The 18,524-nt window shown below is 71.2% G+C and carries 13 protein-coding genes; 7 read left to right on the top strand and 6 right to left on the bottom strand.

Annotation, left to right across the window (positions count from 1 at the left end; genetic code table 11):
* Nucleotides 1-5: 5 nt before the first annotated feature.
* A complete protein-coding gene (locus tag AC1DGW_RS12465) occupies nt 6-1,229 on the bottom strand; it encodes a beta-ketoacyl-[acyl-carrier-protein] synthase family protein (RefSeq protein ID WP_478023375.1) in 1,224 nt (407 codons plus the stop codon).
* Between the two features lie 211 nt (nt 1,230-1,440).
* On the opposite strand from AC1DGW_RS12465, the gene AC1DGW_RS12460 reads away from it, so the two are divergent.
* Both AC1DGW_RS12460 and AC1DGW_RS12455 read left to right on the top strand, forming a co-directional pair.
* Nucleotides 1,441-1,716 (top strand): YcgL domain-containing protein, encoded by a 276-nt coding sequence (locus AC1DGW_RS12460; protein ID WP_478023372.1) that lies wholly within the window; start codon nt 1,441-1,443, stop codon nt 1,714-1,716.
* Nucleotides 1,709-5,032, top strand: a complete 3,324-nt coding sequence (locus tag AC1DGW_RS12455) for an ankyrin repeat domain-containing protein (protein WP_478023369.1) — start codon at nt 1,709-1,711, stop codon at nt 5,030-5,032. The genes AC1DGW_RS12460 and AC1DGW_RS12455 overlap by 8 nt, the downstream gene beginning before the upstream one ends.
* Nucleotides 5,033-5,204: 172 nt before the next feature.
* Here AC1DGW_RS12455 and AC1DGW_RS12450 read toward each other — a convergent pair whose 3' ends face one another.
* Nucleotides 5,205-7,019, bottom strand: a complete 1,815-nt coding sequence (locus tag AC1DGW_RS12450) for a monovalent cation:proton antiporter-2 (CPA2) family protein (protein ID WP_478023367.1) — start codon at nt 7,017-7,019, stop codon at nt 5,205-5,207.
* A 330-nt stretch (nt 7,020-7,349) separates the two neighbouring features.
* Between AC1DGW_RS12450 and mgtE the strand changes: the two genes are divergently transcribed.
* The 3 genes from mgtE (at nt 7,350) to AC1DGW_RS12435 (ending at nt 12,371) form a co-directional block, all read left to right on the top strand.
* Nucleotides 7,350-8,720 (top strand): magnesium transporter, encoded by a 1,371-nt coding sequence (gene mgtE, locus AC1DGW_RS12445; protein WP_478023365.1) that lies wholly within the window; start codon nt 7,350-7,352, stop codon nt 8,718-8,720.
* A gap of 182 nt (nt 8,721-8,902) precedes the next feature.
* A complete protein-coding gene (locus AC1DGW_RS12440) occupies nt 8,903-11,617 on the top strand; it encodes a bifunctional acetate--CoA ligase family protein/GNAT family N-acetyltransferase (protein ID WP_478023362.1) in 2,715 nt (904 codons plus the stop codon).
* A 25-nt stretch (nt 11,618-11,642) separates the two neighbouring features.
* Entirely contained in the window at nt 11,643-12,371 is a 729-nt protein-coding gene (locus AC1DGW_RS12435) for an alpha/beta fold hydrolase (RefSeq protein WP_478023525.1), read from the top strand.
* Between the two features lie 24 nt (nt 12,372-12,395).
* Here AC1DGW_RS12435 and AC1DGW_RS12430 read toward each other — a convergent pair whose 3' ends face one another.
* Together AC1DGW_RS12430 and AC1DGW_RS12425 are read right to left on the bottom strand one after the other, a co-directional pair.
* Nucleotides 12,396-12,698 carry a hypothetical protein gene (locus AC1DGW_RS12430; protein ID WP_478023360.1) on the bottom strand — a complete coding sequence of 101 codons (303 nt, stop codon included), beginning with the start codon at nt 12,696-12,698 and terminating at the stop codon, nt 12,396-12,398.
* 80 nt (nt 12,699-12,778) lie between these two features.
* Complete coding sequence (locus AC1DGW_RS12425) at nt 12,779-13,735, bottom strand: aldo/keto reductase (RefSeq protein ID WP_478023358.1); 957 nt, start codon at nt 13,733-13,735, stop codon at nt 12,779-12,781.
* Nucleotides 13,736-13,915: 180 nt separating this feature from the next.
* Between AC1DGW_RS12425 and AC1DGW_RS12420 the strand changes: the two genes are divergently transcribed.
* A complete protein-coding gene (locus AC1DGW_RS12420; protein ID WP_478023355.1) occupies nt 13,916-14,791 on the top strand; it encodes a class I SAM-dependent methyltransferase in 876 nt (291 codons plus the stop codon).
* A gap of 85 nt (nt 14,792-14,876) precedes the next feature.
* Nucleotides 14,877-15,419: a pseudouridine synthase gene (locus AC1DGW_RS12415; RefSeq protein WP_478023523.1), complete on the top strand. Its 543-nt coding sequence runs from the start codon at nt 14,877-14,879 to the stop codon at nt 15,417-15,419.
* Between the two features lie 29 nt (nt 15,420-15,448).
* Here the strand turns inward: AC1DGW_RS12415 and AC1DGW_RS12410 are convergent, their stop codons facing one another.
* Together AC1DGW_RS12410 and hrpB are read right to left on the bottom strand one after the other, a co-directional pair.
* A complete protein-coding gene (locus tag AC1DGW_RS12410; RefSeq protein WP_478023353.1) occupies nt 15,449-15,802 on the bottom strand; it encodes a hypothetical protein in 354 nt (117 codons plus the stop codon).
* 154 nt (nt 15,803-15,956) lie between these two features.
* Nucleotides 15,957-18,461 (bottom strand): ATP-dependent helicase HrpB, encoded by a 2,505-nt coding sequence (hrpB, locus tag AC1DGW_RS12405; protein WP_478023351.1) that lies wholly within the window; start codon nt 18,459-18,461, stop codon nt 15,957-15,959.
* Nucleotides 18,462-18,524: the final 63 nt, after the last annotated feature.

The raw sequence follows: 18,524 nt of genomic DNA, 5'->3' as shown, positions 1-18,524 counted from the left end.
ATGCTTCATTCCACCTTGCCGAATACCAGCGAACAGTTGTTGCCGCCGAAGCCGAAGGAGTTGTTCATCGCATGGCGGATGTCCGCCTGCGCGCTGTCGAACCGGATCTGCGGACCGCAGGCCGGATCGGGAACCGTGCTGTTGAGCGTGCCCGGCAACCGTCCGTCGGACAAGGCCAGCAGCGCGAACACCGATTCGACGATGCCGGCCGCGCCCAGTGTGTGCCCGGTCCAGCCCTTGGTCGAACTGGCGTGCAGCGACGGCGGGAACAGCGCGGCCACCGCAGCGGCCTCGATGCTGTCGTTGGCCGGGGTCGAGGTGCCGTGCAGGTTGAGATAGCCCAGCTGCGCGGGTTCGAGCCCGGCGCTGCGCAGCGCCTGTTCCATCGCCAGGCGCGCGCCCAGCCCCTGCGGATGCGGCGCCGACATGTGGTGGGCGTCGCTGGATTCGCCGTAGCCGCAGAACTGCAGTGCGGTTTCCGGGCCGGCGTCGGCCCGTTCCAGCACCGCGTAGCCGCCGGCCTCGCCCAGCGACAGCCCGCTGCGGCGCGCGTCGAACGGCTGGCAGGGCGCGCTGGCGACCAGCTGTAGCGAGTGGAAGCCGAACAGCACGCTGCCGCACAGCGTGTCGACGCCACCGACCAGGGCAGCGTCGGCGAAACCGGCGTGGATCAGGCGTGCGGCCTGCGCGAACACCTTGGCGCTGGAGGAGCAGGCGGTGGCGACGGTCACGCAGGGGCCGCGCAGGCCGGTGGCGGCCTGGACGAAATCGCCCAGCGCGTGCGGGGTGTGGATGCGCGGGCGCTGCAGATCCGGCGGGAAATGCGCCACGCCTTCGACATCGGTGGACAGGCGCGCATAGGCTTCCTCGGTGGCGCCGATGGCGGAGGTGGAGGTGCCCATCACCACCGCCACGCGGTTGGCGCCATGGCGGGCGACGACGCCGGCCAGCGCATCGAGCAGGCCGTCCTGCTGCAGCGCCAGCCAGGCCAGCGCGTTGTTGCGGCAGGCGAAACCGGCCAGCGCCGGCGGCAGCACCACGTCCTCCACGCCATCGACGCGGCCGATCCAGCAGTCCAGCGGGTCGACGCCGAAATCGTTGCGGCGCAGGCCGCTACGGCCCTGCGCCAGCGCCTGGCGCTGCGCGTCCAGTCCCGCGCCCAGCGCGGTGGTGGCGCTGTGCGCGAGGATGTTCAGCGGGAGCTGGCGCGGTGGCGATGCGGCGGTCACGCGGTTTTCCGGGGCTTGGACGGGGCGCGAGTATATCGGGGTGCCGTCCACCGCAACGGTATCCCCACAAGGTGACGGCGTGCGCGTTTCTTGATGAAAATGAATGAAGCTCTGGCGAAGAAGCCGACAGTTCTGTAGGGCAATGCCTTTCACCAGCGTCAGGTTTCCGACACAATCTCCAGCATTCCCAAGCAGGGCAAAGCCCGCGGGCATGCAAGCCTACGTTTACAAAAGCCAACGCAAGCAGGACACCTACGTCTACCTTGCCAAGCGCGACGACTTCGACGCGATTCCGGCCACGCTCGGCGCCGCCCTGGCGCCGTTTGCGTTCGTGCTGGAGGTGGCCCTGACCCCGGAACGGCGGCTGGCGCAGGCCGACGCCACGCTCGTGCGCGCCAATCTGGCCGCGCATGGCTTCCATCTGCAGCTGCCGCCGCAGCCCCTGGCGCCGGTGAAGATCGCCCGCATCGACGGTCGCGATGACTGACGCCTTGCGTACCCGTGTCTTCGGCGCGCTGGCGATTGGCGCGCTGCTCGCGCTCGTCGCCGGGTTCGGCGGCGTGGCGGCCGCTGTCTGCGGCCTGCTGGCGCAGCCCGCGTTCGCGCTGGGCGTGTCGTGGTGGCGGCGCACGCGCCTGGTCGCGCCGCTGTCCGCGCTGCCGCGGCAGGACCTGCCGGGTCTGCTCGCGGTGTGGGCCGGCGGCACCCTGCTGTTGGCGTTGCTGGTGTCCTGGCCGCTGGCCGCATTGCACGACAGCGGCAGCCTGCAGGCGGTGCTGGCACTGTGCGTGGCGGTGAGCATCGTGGTGGCGGCGCTGTGGCGCACCTGGCCGCTGTGGCAGGCGCTGGAACGCGAGGGCGGCACGTTGCGCGCGCAGGCGCAGGCGCTGTCCGGCCGCGCAATGGATTCCTGGCACGGCGTCGGCGCGGCGCTGGTGCTGTGCCTGCTGTGCGCGGCGGTGGTCGCCCCGGCCTGGCCCGGCCTGGTCGGCGATGGCCTGCGCTGGCCGCTGGCCATCGTCACCGTGCTGTTTTCGCCGCTGCTGCATGCCGCGTTGCAGGCGCTGCCCGCGGCGGCGCAGGCGGCGCCGGCAGCGGCGGTGCCGGCCTTCGATCCGTTCGCCGAGGCCCTGGCCGAACCGGCGCCGCTGGAGCCGCTGGCGCAGCACGAATGGGTACCGCAGCTGTACGAGGCCGCCCGTGCCGGTCGCGTCGATCGCGCGCTTCAACTGCTCGATGCCGGTGCCGATCCGCATGCGCCGCCGCCGGCCGATTCACGCGACCAGCGCAGCCTGGCGGTACTGGCCGCGGTGCTGCCCGACCTGCGCCTGCTGCGCGCCCTGATCGGCCGCGGTGTGGACGTGAACCTGGCCCATCGCGGCATGACTCCGTTGCTGGCGGCGACCCGCGACAGCTGGCATGGCCGCCCCGAGGCGGTGATGACCCTGCTGGCCAACGGCGCCGATCCGCGCGCCACCGATGCCGACGGCAACACCCCGCTGCACCATGCCGCGCGCAGTTCCGACCCCGGCGTGGCCGCGCTGCTGCGCGATGCGGCCGCCGAGATCGACGCGCTCAACCAGGAAGGCCACAGTCCGCTGGCGGTGGCCTGCCAGGCCGGCAACTGGCGGCTGGGCAAGTTCCTGCTCGAACGCGGCGCCAAGGTCGAACCCGCCGATGGCGTGCCGGTGCTCATTCCCGCTGCCGCCACCGAGGACGATGATCCGGCCGGCGTGCAGCTGCTGCTCAAGCACAGGGCGCGGCTGGACGCGCGCGACCGTCGCCGCCGCAGCGCGCTGCACGAAGCCGCTGCGGCTGGCCATGGCGACATCGTCGATGCCCTGCTTGCCGCTGGCGCCAATGTCGAACCGCGCGATGCCGCCGGCCGCACGCCGTGGCTGGATGCGGCCGCGCAGGGCCATGCCGGCGTGCTCGAACGCCTGCTCACGCACAAGCCCGACGTCGCCGCGGTCGATGGCGAGGGCTGCAACGCCGTGCTGCTGGCCTGCCGCGCGGAGAATGTGACCGCGGCGCTGGTGCGGCGCCTGCTGGATCTGGGCATCGCTGCCGATGCCGCCGCCGCCGATGGCCGCCGCGCCATCGACCATGCGGCCGCGGCCGGGCGCTGGAGCATCGTCTCGTTGCTGGACCCCGCCTATCCGCTGCCGGCTGCGGTCAGCGACGCGCTCGCCGGCGAAGCCGGCGATGGCGCTGCCGCGCCGGCGCAGCTCGACGACCGCGCGCCGCTGGCGCTGCTGCGCGAGGCGCTGGCCTTCGGCAACACCGAAGGCATGGCGCCGCTGGCGCGGCTGTGCGCGGCGCCGGAGCTGGGCGGCCTGCTGCACGACGTGGAACTGGCGCTGCAGCCGCGTGTGGTCGACTGGCTGCTGGCGCAGGGCGCCGACACCGAGGTGGCGGACGCCTGCGGCGATACGCCGATGTTCGCGCTGCTGGCACGCGGTGTGGACGCCATTCCGACCCTGCAGGTGCTGCTGCGGCATGGCGTGTCGCCAGCCGGCCGCGGCGGGCTGGGGCGCCTGCTGGCCGCCTGCGTGCAGCACGACCAGGGCTCGCGCGGTACCGAACAGTTCGCGCTGGAACTGCTCGAACGCGGTGCCGATCCGTTCGGCGCGTCACCGGCGGGCGATCCGCCGCTGGCGCTGGCGGTACGCCTGGGCTGGCTGAAGGTGCAGCACTGGCTGCTGGCGCATGGCGTCGACCGTGAGGCGCGCGACAGCCACGGCATGACCGCGCTGCACCTGGCCACCGCGCTCGCGCGCGAGGCCTCGCTGAAACTGCTGGTGATGCAGGGCGCCTCGCCCGACGCGCGCGCCGCCGACGGGCAGACGCCGCTCGGCGTGGCCCTGTCCAGCGGCCGCCGCGACCTGGCCGACTGGCTGGACTGGCGCGGCTGGACGCTGCCGCTGCGCGCGCTGCGCGAGGCCGACGTACCGGCCGCGGCGATGGCCGGCGACGCCGACGCGGTGCGCCGCCTGATCGAACTGGGGCTGCCGGTGGATGCGGTCGATGCGCAGGGCTGCACCGGTCTGCTGCGCGCGGCCGGTGGCGGCCATGTCGCGACGGTGGACCTGCTGCTGGCGCGCGGCGCTGACCCGCAGCACGCGGCCGCCAGCGGCGCCACGCCGTTGTCGGCGGCGGTGAGCATGCGCCAGGCCGCCATCGTCACCGCCCTGCTTGACGCCGGCGCGCGCATCGACCATCGCCTGCCCGGCGGCGTCACCGTGCTGATGCTGGCCGCGGCGCTGGGCCTGCCGGACATCGTCGCCAAACTGCTGACCGCCGGCGCCGACGTGCATACCGGCGACGACCAGCAGCTGGCGCCGCTGCACTGCGCCACGCTCTATGGCTTCACCGCGCGCGACCGTTCGCGCCTGCTGGCGCTGCTCGACACCCTGTTGCTGGCCGGCGCCGAGCCGGACCAACCCTCGGCCGGCACCGTCACTCCGTTACTGCTGCTGCTGGGCGCGCGCGCCGAACCGGGTACCGCCTGCGACGAGCAGGTGGTGCTGGCCGCGGTCGAACGCCTGCTCGACGAGGACGTGGCGCTGGACGTGCGCGATCCGCGCGGCTTCGGTCCGCTGCACCTGGCCGCGCTGCACGGCCTGCCGCTGCTGGTGCAGCGCCTGCTGCGCGCCGGCGCCGACCCCGACCTGCGTGACGCGCTGGGCCGCAGCCCGCGCGAGATCGCGGTCATGCGCGGTTTCATCGACGTGGCCGGCGAGTTCGAGCCGGCGGTGCCGGGCGTATCGTCTATGGCGAGGTTCCTGCGCGATCGCGGTTGAGCCATTGAATCCGCAACTGCGGGGCTTGCCCCGCAGGCGCTGAACTCACCGCAACGGGAAAGCACGGCATCGGCCGATTCCGCGGTGGGTGCCGAACACTGGCCCGCGCGGTTTCTGCCTTGATCCTTTCCTCGCCCGGCCCGCACCCAGGCGCCGCCATGACGATCGCGGATTACTCGCCGCCTGTCGCCGGCCTTTCCGGCGCCACGTCGCCATCGCCGGCGTCGGCCTCGAACAGATGCATCAGGTCGGCGCGGGCATCGCGCGAGGTCTGCATCACCGCCGCCTCGTCGTCGTAGACCAGGTGCTGCGCCTTGAGCAGCTTTTCGTCGTGCTCGCGGAAGCGGCGCACGTGTTCGCGCGCGGTGTGCTCGGCGATGCCCAGTGCGGTGAGCACGCGCTCGCTGATTTCCAGGCTGGAGCCGAACACCTCGCGGAACGGCTCGGCCGACATGTCCATCAGTTTCCAGGCGTGCTGGCGGTTGCGCGCGCGCGCGAGCACCCGCGCCTGCGGGTACAGGCGGCGCACCAGCCGCACCGCGCGCAGGTTGGTGTCCGGGTCGTCCATGGCCATCACGAACACGCGGATCTGGTCGCCGCCGGCCGCGCGCAGCAGGTCCGGCCGGGTGGGGTCGCCGTAGTAGAGGTGGTTGCCGAAGCGGCGCAGGTCTTCCACCGTGTCCGGGTCGGCTTCCAGTGCCACGAACGGGATGCGCTGCGCGGTGAGCAGGCGCGCGACGATCTGGCCGAAGCGGCCCATGCCGGCGATCAGCACCTGCGGATGCTGGGCCTGCGCATCGTTCAGATTGTCCGGCGCGCGCTCTGGGCCGACGCTTGGCGCATGCGTCCCGAGCAGGTGCTTGAGGCCGATCATCAGCAGCGGGGTCAGTGCCATCGACAGGCTGACGATGGCGACCAGGCGGTCGTGGTCGATGCGGCCCAGCAGGCTGGCGCGCTCGGCCTCGTTGAACACCACGAAGGCGAACTCGCCGCCCGGCCACAGCACGCTGCCCAGCATCAGCGCGCTGCGCAGCGGCATCCGCGCGGCCAGGCCGATCAGCACCAGCAGGCCGAACTTGACCGCGAGCAGCAGGCAGACGCCGATGGCGATCACCGTCGGCTCGGCGGCGATGCGCGCCAGGTCGATGCTCATGCCCACGGCGATGAAGAACAGCCCCAGCAGCAGCCCCTTGAACGGCTCGATCTGCGACTCGATCTCATGGCGGAACTCGGAATCGGCCAGCAGCACGCCGGCCAGGAACGCGCCCAGGCTGGGACTCAGGCCCGCCTTCTGCATCAGCCAGGCGGTGCCGAGCACCACCAGCAGCGCGCTGGCGGTGAATACCTCCGGCATGCGCGTGCGCGCGACCATGCCGAACAGGTAGCGCAGCACCGGCCGGCCGAGCAGGATCACCACGGCCAGCGCGCCCACCGCGGTGGCCACGTTCTGCCAGGTGAGGGTCTCGTTGCGGATGCCGCCCAGCAGCGGAATCGCCGCCAGCAGCGGAATGGCGACCAGGTCCTGGAACAACAGGATGGCGAAGCCGAAGCGGCCGAAGTCGCTGTTGAGCGCCTTGTGCTCGGACAGCAGCTGCAGGCCGATCGCGGTGGAGGACAGCGCCAGCGCGGTGCCGATCACCAGCGCGCTCTTCCACTGGAAGTGGTACAGCAGCAACAGCCCGCCGAGCACGCCGGCGGCGGTCAACACCTGCAGCGTGCCGCCGCCGAACACCGGGCGCCGCATCACCATCAGCCGCGCCGGCGACAGTTCCAGGCCGATCAGGAAAAGCAGCATCACCACGCCGATCTCGGCGGCGTTGAGGATGCGGTCGGCATCCTGCACGAAGGCCAGCACGTGCGGACCCAGCGCCACGCCGGCGGCGAGATAGCCCAGCACCGCGCCCAGCCCGAAACGCTTGAACACGGGCACGGCGATCACTGCCGCAAGCAGCAGCACCAGGGCCAGTTCCAGACCGCCGCCATGCATCGGGATCACGCTCGAAGAAAAGTGAGGGGAACGGCAGCGCGACCGCCGGGTCGGGCGCAGGCGCATGCCTGTACGGAAGAGTACCGCGCTCCTGCCGGCCTGGAAAATTTCACGGAGCACCGCTTGACCGCACCGCACGACGGTCGCAGACTCGCGCAGCCGCCGGTCCATGCCGCGCGGCGATCCCTTCGGAGTCCCACCCATGCCCAGCGACAGTAGAAGTCGATCTCGTTCGACGCCGGTGACGGCGAACGCCTGAGTGGGTGGTTCGCCGGTGCCGGCGTTGCGCTCGCAACCCAGCAGCCGACCGGGTCGGCAAGGCGAAACACGATGAACCAGAAGCAACTCCTGCGTCCGGCAGCGGACGCCAGCACCCTGAGCGCGCCCCTGGCGGAGTTCAACACCGCCGACGCGGTGGTCTACCTCAATCAACTCGAACAGGCCGATGCCGGCGCCGTGCTGGCCGCGTTGCCGTTGCCGCGCGCGGTCAAGCTGCTGGAAGCGCCGGAACTGCAGCACGCGGGCGAACTGATCGCGGCGATGCCGCCCACCCGCGCCGCCGCGCTGCTCGGGCTGATGGCCGACGACCGCGCCACCGACATCGTCCACGAGCTGGACGAGGACGAGCGCGCGCGGTTGATCCCGCTGCTCGACCCGGATGCGCGCCGCTCGATCCAGCTGCTGCTCAGCTACCCGCCCAACACCGCCGGCGCGCTGATGACCACCGAGTTCGTCAGCGTTCCCGCCGACTGGACCGTCGCCCAGACCCTGCAGCACATCCGCGAGGTCGAACGCACCCGCGAGACGGTCTACGCGATCTACGTGCTCGATCCGCAGACCCGGCAACTGCTGCAGGTGGTGACCATGCGCAGGCTGATCACCGGTGCGCCGACCGATTCCATCCTCGACGTGGCCCAGGTCAACCCGCCGGTCAGCGTCGGCCCGCAGCTGGACCAGGAGGAAGTGGCGCAGCTGATCCGCCGCCACGACCTGCTGGCGATCCCGGTGGTGGACGCGCGGCAGCACATGCTCGGCATCGTCACCGTGGACGACATCCTCGACGCGTTGATCGACGAATCCACCGAGGACGTGCACAAGTTCGGCGGTGTCGAGGCACTGGACCGGCCGTACATGCAGATCGGCTTCTTCGACATGATCAAGAAGCGCGCCGGCTGGCTGAGCGTGCTGTTCCTCGGCGAGATGCTCACCGCCAGCGCCATGCAGCATTACGAGGACGAACTGGCGCGCGCGGTGGTGCTGACGCTGTTCATCCCGCTGATCATGAGCTCGGGCGGCAACTCCGGCTCGCAGGCGACCTCGCTGCTGATCCGCTCGCTGGCGCTGCACGAACTGCGCCTGCGCGACTGGTGGAAGGTGGCCCTGCGCGAGGTGCCCACCGGCGTGGTGCTGGGCGGCATCCTCGGTCTGCTGGCCATCGTGCGCATCACCGTCTGGCAGCTGGCCGGCCTGCACGACTACGGCGAGCACTGGAAGCTGCTGGCCTTCACCATCGGCGCTGCGCTGGTGGGCATCGTCACGTTCGGCTCGCTGTCCGGCTCGATGCTGCCGTTCGTACTCAAGCGCCTGGGCTTCGACCCGGCCAGCGCCTCGGCACCGTTCGTGGCCACGCTGGTGGACGTGACCGGCCTGGTCATCTACTTCAGCATCGCCGCGATGATCCTGGGCGGGACGCTGCTGTGAAGCCAGGGACGAGTGGGGAGCAACGAGGAACGAGTAAAGGCAGGTGCGATCTCTGCCTTCGCGGAGATGGCGGTTTCGGCCGTTGCTCTTGCGCTTGCTCGTTCCTCGCCGTTTGATCCAACGCATCCCACGCCCATCCGCAGCCGTGTACCTTTGACCGCATCTCCGTCGGCGGCACCGCGATGAGCACCTATCACCTGCAGACCGTGTTCCGTCCCCGCTCCGTGGCCGTGGTCGGCGGCAGCCCCCGCGAACGCTCGGCAGGACGCGCGGTGGTGCGCAACCTGCGGGCGGGCGGTTTCGCCGGGCAGATCGGCTGGGTCAACCCGCGCCATGCCGAAATCGACGGCATGCGCACGGTCAAGCGGCTCAAGGACCTGCCGTGGGTGCCCGACCTGGTGGTCGTCACCACGCCGGCGGCGATGGTGCCGCAGGTGGTGGCCGCTGCCGCCGGGCTGGGTGTGGCGGCGGCCATCATTCTGACTGCCGGACTCGGCCGCGGTCCCGGCTCGTTGGCCGCGCAGGTGGAGGCGGCGGCGCGACCGAAGGGCATGCGCATCCTCGGCCCGCACTGCCTGGGCGTGATCGCGCCGCACGCGCGGCTCAACGCTTCCATTGCCGCGCACACGCCGCAGGCCGGCGACCTGGCGTTGATCTCCGAATCCAGCGCGATAGCGGCCGCGCTGGTGGAGTGGGGCGTGGCGCGCTCGATCGGCTTCTCCGCGGTGGTGTCGCTCGGCGATGCGCTGGACGTGGACTTCGGCGACCTGCTCGACTACTTCGCCGCCGACTACCGCACCCGCGCGATCCTGCTCTACGTCGACCAGGTCAGCGACGCGCGCAAGTTCATGTCCGCCGCGCGCGCGGCCGCACGCGCCAAGCCGGTGGTGGTGGTCAAGTCCGGGCGCCAGCCGCGCAGCGCCGAAGCGCGGGCGCAGACCCACTCGCAGACGCTGGCCGCGTCAGATGCGGTGTACGGGGCAGCCTTCAACCGCGCCGGCCTGTTGCGGGTGAACGCGCTGGACGAACTGTTCACCGCCGCCGAGACGCTGGGCCGGCTCGGCACGTTCCCCGGTCATCGGCTGGCGATCCTCAGCAATGGCGGCGGCATCGGCCGGCTGGCGGTGGACCAGCTGCAGGCGCTGGGCGGCACGCTGGCGGCGCTGTCGCCGGCCACCGTCGAGCAGCTGGACCGCATGCTGCCGCAGGGCTGGTCGCGCGACAATCCGGTGGACATCGTGGTCGACGCCGGCGGCGAGCGCTACGCCGCCGCGGTGGAAGCGCTGCTGGCCGACGACGCCAACGATGCGCTGCTGGTGGTCAACGTGCCGACCGCGTTCACCTCCTCGACCGAAGCGGCGCAGGCGTTGACCCGCACGCTCGGCCTGCGCCCGCGGCAGCTGCGCGACAAGCCGGTGTTCGCGGTGTGGCTGGGCAACGACGAACAGGCCACGGCCACGCTCAATACCGCGCGGGTGCCGACCTATCCCAGCGAGGCCGAGGCGGTGCGTGGTTTCCAGCACCTGGTGCGCTACCGCCAGGCGCAGGCGGCGCTGATGGAGACGCCGCCGAGCCTGCCAGCCGATTTCGTGGTGGACGCCGCCGCCGCGCGCGCGCTGGTGGAGGCGGCGCTGGCCAACGGCCAGCAGTGGCTGGACCCGGTGGCCACGCATGCGCTGCTGCAGGCCTATGGCATTCCGTCGCTGGCGGTGATGGTCGCGCGCGACGCGCACGAGGCGATGGATCTCGCGCAGCCGCTGCTGGAGCGGGGCGCCACCGTCGCGGTGAAGGTGTTCTCGCCGGACATCCCGCACAAGTCCGACGTCGATGGCGTGCGCCTGAACCTGGGCACGCTGCAGGCGGTGCACATGGCGGCGACGTCGATCCTGCAGCGCGCGCGCGAACTGCGCCCGCAGGCGCGCATCGAAGGCGTGCTGGTGCAGCAGACGCTGGTACGGCCCAAGGCGCGCGAGCTGATCGCCGGCATCGCCGACGACCCGGTGTTCGGCCCGGTACTGGTGTTCGGCCGCGGCGGCACCGCGGTGGAGGTGATCGACGACAAGACCCTGGCGCTGCCGCCGCTGGACCTGCGCCTGGCCCACGAGGTGATCGGCCGCACCCGCGTGGCGCGCATCCTCAAGGCCTATGGCGACGTACCGGCCGCCGACGAGCGCGCGGTGGCGCTGGTGCTGGTCAAGCTGGCGCAGCTGGCCGCCGATATTCCCGAGATCCGCGGCCTGGACCTCAATCCGCTGCTGGCCGACCGCGACGGCGTGATGGCGCTGGACGCGCGCATCGCCATCGCCCCGGTGCGGCGCCTGCACAAGGGGCGCGGCCATCCGCGCTTCGCGATCTTCCCGTATCCGACCGAATGGGAACGCAGCATCGACCTGTCCGACGGCGGCCGCGCCTTCGTGCGTCCGGTGCGGCCGGAGGACGACGCGCTGTTCCGCGCCTTCTTCGCCCGCGTCAGCGACGACGACCTGCGCCTGCGCTTCTTCCAGTCGGTCAAGCATTTCAGCCACGAGTTCATCGCCCGCCTGACCCAGCTCGACTACGCGCGCTCGATCGCGCTGGTGGCCATCGATCCGAAGAGCGGCGACATGCTCGGCGCGGTGCGCCTGCACGCCGACGCCGACTACGACCGCGGCGAGTACGGCATCCTGATCCGCTCCGACCTCAAGGGCCACGGCATCGGCTGGAAGCTGATGCAGATCATGATCGAGTACGCCGGCTGGCAGGGCCTCAACATGGTCGAAGGGCAGGTGCTGCGCGAGAACAGCACCATGCTGGCGATGTGCCGCACGCTGGGCTTCAAGGTCAAGCCCGATCCGGACGATCCGACCCTCATGAACGTCACGCTGCCGGTGCGTTCCAGCGGTGACGGTACCGGCTGAGCGCCGCCGGCGCGACAATGGCGCCATGGAAACCGCCATCGCCGGGGACGCACCCGGAAAGATTCCGCTGCTGTTGCTGCCCGGCCTGCTCAACGATGCCGAGTTGTGGCGCGCGCAGATCGCCGGCCTGTCCGACATCGCCGACTGCATCGTCGGCGACCAGACCCGCGGCCAGACGCTGCAGGCGGTGGCCGAGGACGTGCTGGCGCAGGCGCCGTCGCGGTTCGCGCTGGCCGGCTTCTCGCTGGGCGGCTTCGTCGCCCAGCAGATCCTGCGCATCGCCCCGGAGCGCGTGCAACGGCTGGCGCTGATCGACACCTCGATCCATGCCGATTCGCCGGAACGCGCGGCGCAGCGCCGCGCTCAGCGGGCCAGCGTGCGCCTGCCCGGCACCTTCCACGGGTTCGGCGACAAGCTGATGCGCAGCTACATCGACGCTTCGCGCCTGGACGACCACGCGCTGGTGCAGCGCGTGCGCGAGATGACCTCGCGCCTGGGCGCGGAGGTGTTCCTGCGGCAGAGCGCGCTGGCGCGGGTGGACGGCCACGACGTGCTGGTCGTCTATCGCGATCCGCTGCTGATCGTCTGCGGCGCCAACGACCGCATCACGCCGCTGGCGGTCAGCGAGGAAATGCACGCGCTGGCGCCGCATTCGCGGCTGGTGGTGCTGCCCGGTTGCGGACACCTGGCGCCGATGGAAAAGCCGGATGAAGTCAGCGCGGCGCTGCGCGACTGGCTGCACGCGCCGGCCTGACATACCCGGCCCGATCTGCGCGCTTCAGTGCAGGGACTGCGCCTGCTCGGCGTGATGCCAGGCATGGCGCACCAGCCAGCGCGCCTCGTCCCACGGCACCGCCAGCGCCGGCGCATGCCGGTGATAACTGTCCTGCAGCACGCGGTAGAGCTGTTCCTCGCTGGCGCGCGGCCACGCCAGATAGACCTCGAAGCCCATCTGCAGCAGGCGCCGGTACTGGTCGAAATCGTGGTGGCCGAGCCGGCCGATGGCATGGACGCTGCGCCAGTAGGCCATTTCGGCGTCCACATCGAGGCTGCGAAGGCTTGCAGTGTGCGGGTTCTGCATGAGCGGTCTCCGTTCGCGGTCCGCCCCCTGTAGGCCGGATGCTACGACCGGGTCGGCGCGGGGTTCAACCCGCGCCGCATTCAGGCTTCGGCACTGGCCGCGTCGAGCTGGGCGATGTCCTGCGCCGACAGCGACAGCCGCGCGGCGGCGAGTACCTCGTGCAACTGGGCCACGCCGGTGGCGCTGACGATGGGCGCGGTGATGCCGGGCCGCGCGATCAGCCAGGCCAGCGCGACCTGCGCCGGCGTCGCCCGGTGCGAGGCGGCGACATCGTCGAGCGCGGCGAGGATGCGCAGCCCGCGCGGATTCAGATAGTGCGCGACGACCTTGGCGCCGCGCGCGCCGCTCTTGCCGGCGTCGTCGGCGCTGCGGTACTTGCCGCTGAGGAAGCCGCTGGCCAGCGCGTAATAGCCGATCACGCCCAGCCCCTGTTCGCGCGCCAGCGGCTCGAGCCCGGCCTCGTAGCCGGCGCGGTCATAGAGGTTGTATTCGGGTTGCAGGGTCTCGTAGCGCGGCAGGTGGTAATCGGCCGACACCTTCAGGGCGTCGCGCAGGCGGGACGCGCTGTAGTTGGATGCGCCGATCGCGCGCACCTTGCCGGCTTCGACCAGGCGCGCGAAGGCGCCGAGGGTTTCCTCCAGCGGCACCGACTCATCGTCCTCGTGCGCCTGGTACAGGTCGATCACGTCGGTCTGCAGGCGGCGCAGCGAATCGTCGACGGCGGCACGGATGTTGTCGGCCGACAGGCCGGGGCGCTCGGCCCATTTGGCGACCTTGGTGGCGAGCACCACCTTGTCGCGCTTGCCGCTGCGCCTGAGCCAGCGGCCGATGATGGCTTCCGATTCGCCGCCCTTGTTGCCCGGTACCCACGCCGGATACACGTCGGCGGTATCGACCAGGTTGAAGCCGGCCTCGACGAAGGCATCGAGCAGGGCGAAGGCGCTCTTCTCGTCCACGCTCCAGCCGAAGACGTTGCCGCCGAATGCGATGGGGCCGACCTGCAGGCCGGAACGGCCGAGTTCGCGTAACCGGGTCATGCGCACCTCCTTGGAGTCGGCACAACAGCATAGACGCCGCCTATGCCGGTTCTGTTGCGACGAGGTGAAAACAGCGTTCCGCAGAGTCGCGGCCCGCTAACGGGTCGTGAACATTCCGGCCATGTGGGCGCGTTGCGCGCGCGTGCTAGGCTCGCTGCACTCCAACCGTGGAACATTCCGATGAAGACGACCGCCCCGCTGGTTGCCGCCTGCCTGCTGTTCGCCGCGCTGCCCGCCGCCGCGCAGGAACATGCGCATGCCGGCCACGATCACACCGCCATGCATGGCGCGCCGGCCACTTCCGCATCCGCGCAGCTGCAGGCCGCGGTGTCCGGCGACTGGCGCAGCGCCGCCAACACCGCGCGCGACCAATACCGGCATCCGTTGCAGACGCTGGAATTCTTCGGCGTGCAGCCGCAGCAGACGGTGATCGAGATCACCCCAGGCGGCGGCTGGTATTCCGAGATCCTCGCGCCCTATCTGCGGGGGCACGGCCAGTACGTGGCCGCGGTGGTCGACCCGATGGCGCTGCCGGCCGGCGGCGGCCGCGATTACCAGCAGCGCGCCCGCGATGGACTGGAAAAGAAGTTCGCCGGGGCGCCGGCCTTGTTCGACAAGACCACCGTCGTCGCCTACGACCCGGCCGCACCAGTGCTTGGCAAACCGGATTCAGCCGACGTGGTGCTGACTTTCCGCAACGTGCACAACTGGCGTGCCGCCAACCAGGCCGAGGGCATGTTCCGTGCGTTCTTCGCGGTGCTCAAGCCGGGCGGCACGCTGGGTGTGGCCGAACACCGCGCCAAGGCCGACGTGCCGGCCGACGACAAGAGCGGTTACGTCGGCCAGGCGCAGGTGATCGCCATGGCCGAAGCGGCCGGCTTCAAGCTCGAGGAAAGCAGCGAGATCAATGCCAATCCGCGCGACACCAAGGACCATCCCAACGGCGTGTGGACGCTGCCGCCGTCCAATACCCATGACGCTGCCGACGATGCCAGGTACAAGGCCATCGGCGAGAGCGACCGGATGACGCTGCGTTTCGTTAAGCCGCGCCAGTAACGCGTCTGCTGGCAGTACAGGCAAGGGCCGCCATCGCTGCGGCCCTTGTCGCTTCCGCGCCGCTGACTTCCTCTTCGTGTCCGCCATGCTGATCGCCTTCAACAAGCCCTTCAACGTGTTGTGCCAGTTCACCGACCGCAGCCAGCCGCCGCGGGCGACGTTGGCCGGTTTCGGCCTGCCGAAGGACGTATACGCGGCAGGGCGCCTGGACTACGACAGCGAAGGCCTGCTGCTGCTCACCGACGACGGCGGCCTGGCGCACCGGCTGACCGATCCGCGCCACAAGCAGGACAAGACCTACTGGGTGCAGGTGGAAGGCGTGGCGGCCGCGGAGAAACTGCAGGCATTGCGCGATGGCGTGCTGCTCAACGACGGGCCGACCCTGCCGGCGCGCGTGCAACTGCTGGAAACGCCGCCGGCGCTGTGGCCGCGCGATCCGCCGGTACGGTTCCGCAAAACCGTGCCCGATGCCTGGCTGGCCATCACCCTGCGCGAAGGGCGCAACCGCCAGGTGCGGCGCATGACCGCCGCGGTGGGGCTGCCGACGCTGCGGCTGGTGCGGGCCTCGATGGGCCCGCATGCGCTCGACGGACTGCTGCCCGGGCAATGGCGGGTGGTACAGGGATAGGAGCGCACCAGGGTGCGCTCCTGCGGGGGTCAGGTATCGCTGCCGATGTCGCTGGTCTCGTCCACCGTGGTCGTGGCGCGGCGGCGCTGGGCGATCTGCTGCGACTTGGCTTCCAGTGCGGCGTTGTCGCGCCTGTTCTTGCGGTAGATCGCATAGCCGATCAGGCCCAGGCCGACCGCGGCCACGGCGATGGTGGCGGTGGGATTGCGGCGCGCCACCCGGCCCACGGCACGGCCACCGGTCTTCATCGCACCGATCGCGGCGCCGGCCTTGAGCCAGTCGGCGGCGTTGGAACCGCCGTTCCTGAGGCTGTCGCCGGCGTGACTGGCCAGTTCCATGGCCCGTTCCAGGGCCGGTCCGGTGATGTCGCTGAGCTTGCTCATGGGGGATCCTCGGTTGCAGGGGCAGGTATGCAGTGTCGCGGGACAGGCGTGCAGGAAATGTTAGCCGCGCCACGCATGAATCCGCAGTCCGGCCGCGCCAGGCTGGATTTGTGTACTCCAGCCATCTTTCACCGTCGCCACGGGTGGTGATCTGTCACGTCCCGCGAGGTTTTGCCCGATGTGTTGCGGTTGCGCTCCAAGGATCATCAGGCCACGGATGTCTGGGATACCTCCCCTTCATCTCCTTCTTCACCTCCGCATAGGTGTTCTCCCAGAAGTTGCGCAGGTCGCCGGTGACCTGCAGCGGCTTGCCGCCGGGCGAGAGCAGGTGCAGCAGCAGCGGTACGCGGCCGTCGGCGATGCGTGGGGTGTCGGCCAGGCCGAACAGTTCCTGCAGCTTCACCGCCAGCACCGGCGGGCGCGGGGTGAGGCCATCGTCGTCCATCGCATAGTCGATGGCGCGATCCATGCCGGAAGGCACGCTGATGCGCACCGGTGCGTGACGGTCGACCAGCTGGCGCGTGTTCCAGTCGATGCCCGACTTCAACGCCTCGCCCAGCTCCTGTTCGGCCAGGGCGTCGAGGCGGGTCTTGCCGGCGAAGGCCGGCAGCAGCCAGTCGTCGAGCGTGGACAGCAGCACAGCGTCGGACAGGTCGGGCAGGTCCAGTTCCGGCATCCAGTGGCGCAGGCCCTGTACGCGATGGCGCCATTGCCGCAGGTTGTTGGTCCACGGCAGGGCGTCCAGGCCCAGTTCGCGCACGGCATCGGTGAGTGCACGCGCGGCCTGTGCCGGATCGACCTTCCCGGCCGGACGGCTGTCCAGCACGATGCGGTCGAAGCCCGATTCGCGGCGCGCTTCCAGCGCGCGGCGCTCGCCGTTCCAGCGCACCACGTCGTGTTGGTGGAAACGCCGCGGGAAATCGGCGCGCAGGCGCGCCTCGTCCACCGGTGCGGCGCGCAGCAACAGCGCGTCGCGGGCCTCGTGGCGCAGTTCGCTGACCACCAGCCAGGGTTCGCCGCGCAGGTCGCTGTTGTCGAACAGGCGCGCGCTGCGGCCATTGGCGAGCTGGTAGCGCAGCGGATCATTCGGATGGCGCGCGGCGATGCGGTCGGGAAAGGCGTGGGCGAGCAGGTCGCCGAGCTCGTGCGCCTCGATGTCGGCCGGCGGCGTGGCATCGCAGCGCAGGCGCCGCCGCCATTGCCGCGCCGCCGTGTCGATGGCGGTCAGGGCGCTGCGGCTGGCATCATGCGGCGCGCGCCCGTTGCGGAACGCGGCCAGCGCGCGCCAGCGGGCGGCCAGCGCATCGCCGCCATGGCGCAGCGGATCGCGTGCTTCCAGCAGTGCGGCCAGGTCGGCGGCCAGGGCCTGTTCGCGCGGATTGGCCGCGGCGATCAGCATCGCCGCCAACCGCGGGTGCGTGCCCAGCGCCAGCATGCGCTTGCCGGCGGCGGTGATGCCGCCGCTGTCGCCGAGCGCGCCCAGCCGCTGCAGCAGTTCGCGCGCGGCCGCCAGCGCGCCGGTGGGGGGCGGATCGACGAAGCGCAGGTCGTCGCTGCCCCAGGCGGCCAGCTCCAGCGCCAGCGCGGCCAGTTCCACCTGCGCCATCTCCGGCCGCCGCTGTGGTTCCAGCCGCTGCGACTGCGGCCACAGCCGCAGCGCCCAGCCGGCGGCCACGCGGCCGGCGCGGCCGGCGCGCTGGTCGGCCGAGGCCTGCGAGATCGCCACTGCGTCCAGTCGCGAGAAACCGCTGTTGGGGTCGTAGCGCGGCTCGCGCGCCAGGCCGGCGTCGATCACCACGCGCACGCCGGGCAGGGTCACCGATGATTCGGCCACGTTGGTGGCCAGTACCACGCGGCGGCGACCGTCCGGATCCGGTTGCAGCACGCGCGACTGCTGTTCGACGGGAAGTTCGCCATGCAGTGGCAGGACATCGGTATCGCCGGGAAGCACCGGCTCCAGCGCGCCCTGCACGCGCGCGATCTCGCGCTGCCCCGGTAGGAACACCAGTACGTCGCCCGGGTGCGTCGCCAGCGCCTGTTCGACGGCGCGCCGCGCCTGCGCTTCCAGCGCTTCGTCGCGCCGCGCCGGGAAATGGCCCACCTCCACCGGGAAGCTGCGGCCTTCGCTGGACAGGCGCGGCGCGTCGAGGAAGGCCGCCAGCCGCTCGCCGTCGAGCGTGGCCGACATCACCACGATGCGCAGGTCCTCGCGCAGCCCGGCCTGCACGTCCAGCGCCAGCGCCAGGCCGAGGTCGGCCGGCAGGTGGCGCTCGTGGAACTCGTCGAACAGCAGCGCGCCCACGCCTTCAAGTAGCGGGTCGTCCTGCAGCATGCGGGTGAGGATGCCCTCGGTGACGACCTCGATGCGGGTGCGCGCGGAGACCTTGTTCTCGAAGCGGATGCGATAACCGACGGTCTCGCCCACCGGCTCGCCCAGTTGCCGGGCCATGAACTGCGCGGCGCTGCGTGCGGCGACCCGGCGCGGCTCCAGCATCACGATCCTGCCGCCCTGCAGCCACGGCGCATCGAGCAGCGCCAGCGGCACCTGGGTGGTCTTGCCGGCGCCGGGCGGGGCTTCGAGCACCAGCCGCGGATGCGCGGCCAGGCTGTCGGCGATGGCCGGCAGCAGCGGGGAGATGGGGAAGTCGGGGCGTGCCATCGCGCAAGGATAAAGGTTCGCGCCGGCGCGACCGCCTACAATGCGCGGCTCCCGCATCCGCAT

This window comes from Stenotrophomonas sp. 05N423 (genome assembly GCF_056397145.1).
Note: the sequence above shows the minus strand (reverse complement) of the source record. Positions and strands in the feature narration are given on the sequence as shown.

What these genes read in the sequence shown, in the direction of transcription:
- AC1DGW_RS12460 (WP_478023372.1), top strand. Translation starts at nt 1,441, where the DNA reads ATGCAAGCCTACGTTTACAAAAGCCAACGCAAGCAGGACACCTACGTC.
- AC1DGW_RS12455 (WP_478023369.1), top strand. Translation starts at nt 1,709, where the DNA reads ATGACTGACGCCTTGCGTACCCGTGTCTTCGGCGCGCTGGCGATTGGC.
- AC1DGW_RS12450 (WP_478023367.1), bottom strand. Translation starts at nt 7,019, where the DNA reads ATGCATGGCGGCGGTCTGGAACTGGCCCTGGTGCTGCTGCTTGCGGCA.
- mgtE (WP_478023365.1), top strand. Translation starts at nt 7,350, where the DNA reads ATGAACCAGAAGCAACTCCTGCGTCCGGCAGCGGACGCCAGCACCCTG.
- AC1DGW_RS12440 (WP_478023362.1), top strand. Translation starts at nt 8,903, where the DNA reads ATGAGCACCTATCACCTGCAGACCGTGTTCCGTCCCCGCTCCGTGGCC.
- AC1DGW_RS12435 (WP_478023525.1), top strand. Translation starts at nt 11,643, where the DNA reads ATGGAAACCGCCATCGCCGGGGACGCACCCGGAAAGATTCCGCTGCTG.
- AC1DGW_RS12430 (WP_478023360.1), bottom strand. Translation starts at nt 12,698, where the DNA reads ATGCAGAACCCGCACACTGCAAGCCTTCGCAGCCTCGATGTGGACGCC.
- AC1DGW_RS12425 (WP_478023358.1), bottom strand. Translation starts at nt 13,735, where the DNA reads ATGACCCGGTTACGCGAACTCGGCCGTTCCGGCCTGCAGGTCGGCCCC.
- AC1DGW_RS12420 (WP_478023355.1), top strand. Translation starts at nt 13,916, where the DNA reads ATGAAGACGACCGCCCCGCTGGTTGCCGCCTGCCTGCTGTTCGCCGCG.
- AC1DGW_RS12415 (WP_478023523.1), top strand. Translation starts at nt 14,877, where the DNA reads ATGCTGATCGCCTTCAACAAGCCCTTCAACGTGTTGTGCCAGTTCACC.
- AC1DGW_RS12410 (WP_478023353.1), bottom strand. Translation starts at nt 15,802, where the DNA reads ATGAGCAAGCTCAGCGACATCACCGGACCGGCCCTGGAACGGGCCATG.
- hrpB (WP_478023351.1), bottom strand. Translation starts at nt 18,461, where the DNA reads ATGGCACGCCCCGACTTCCCCATCTCCCCGCTGCTGCCGGCCATCGCC.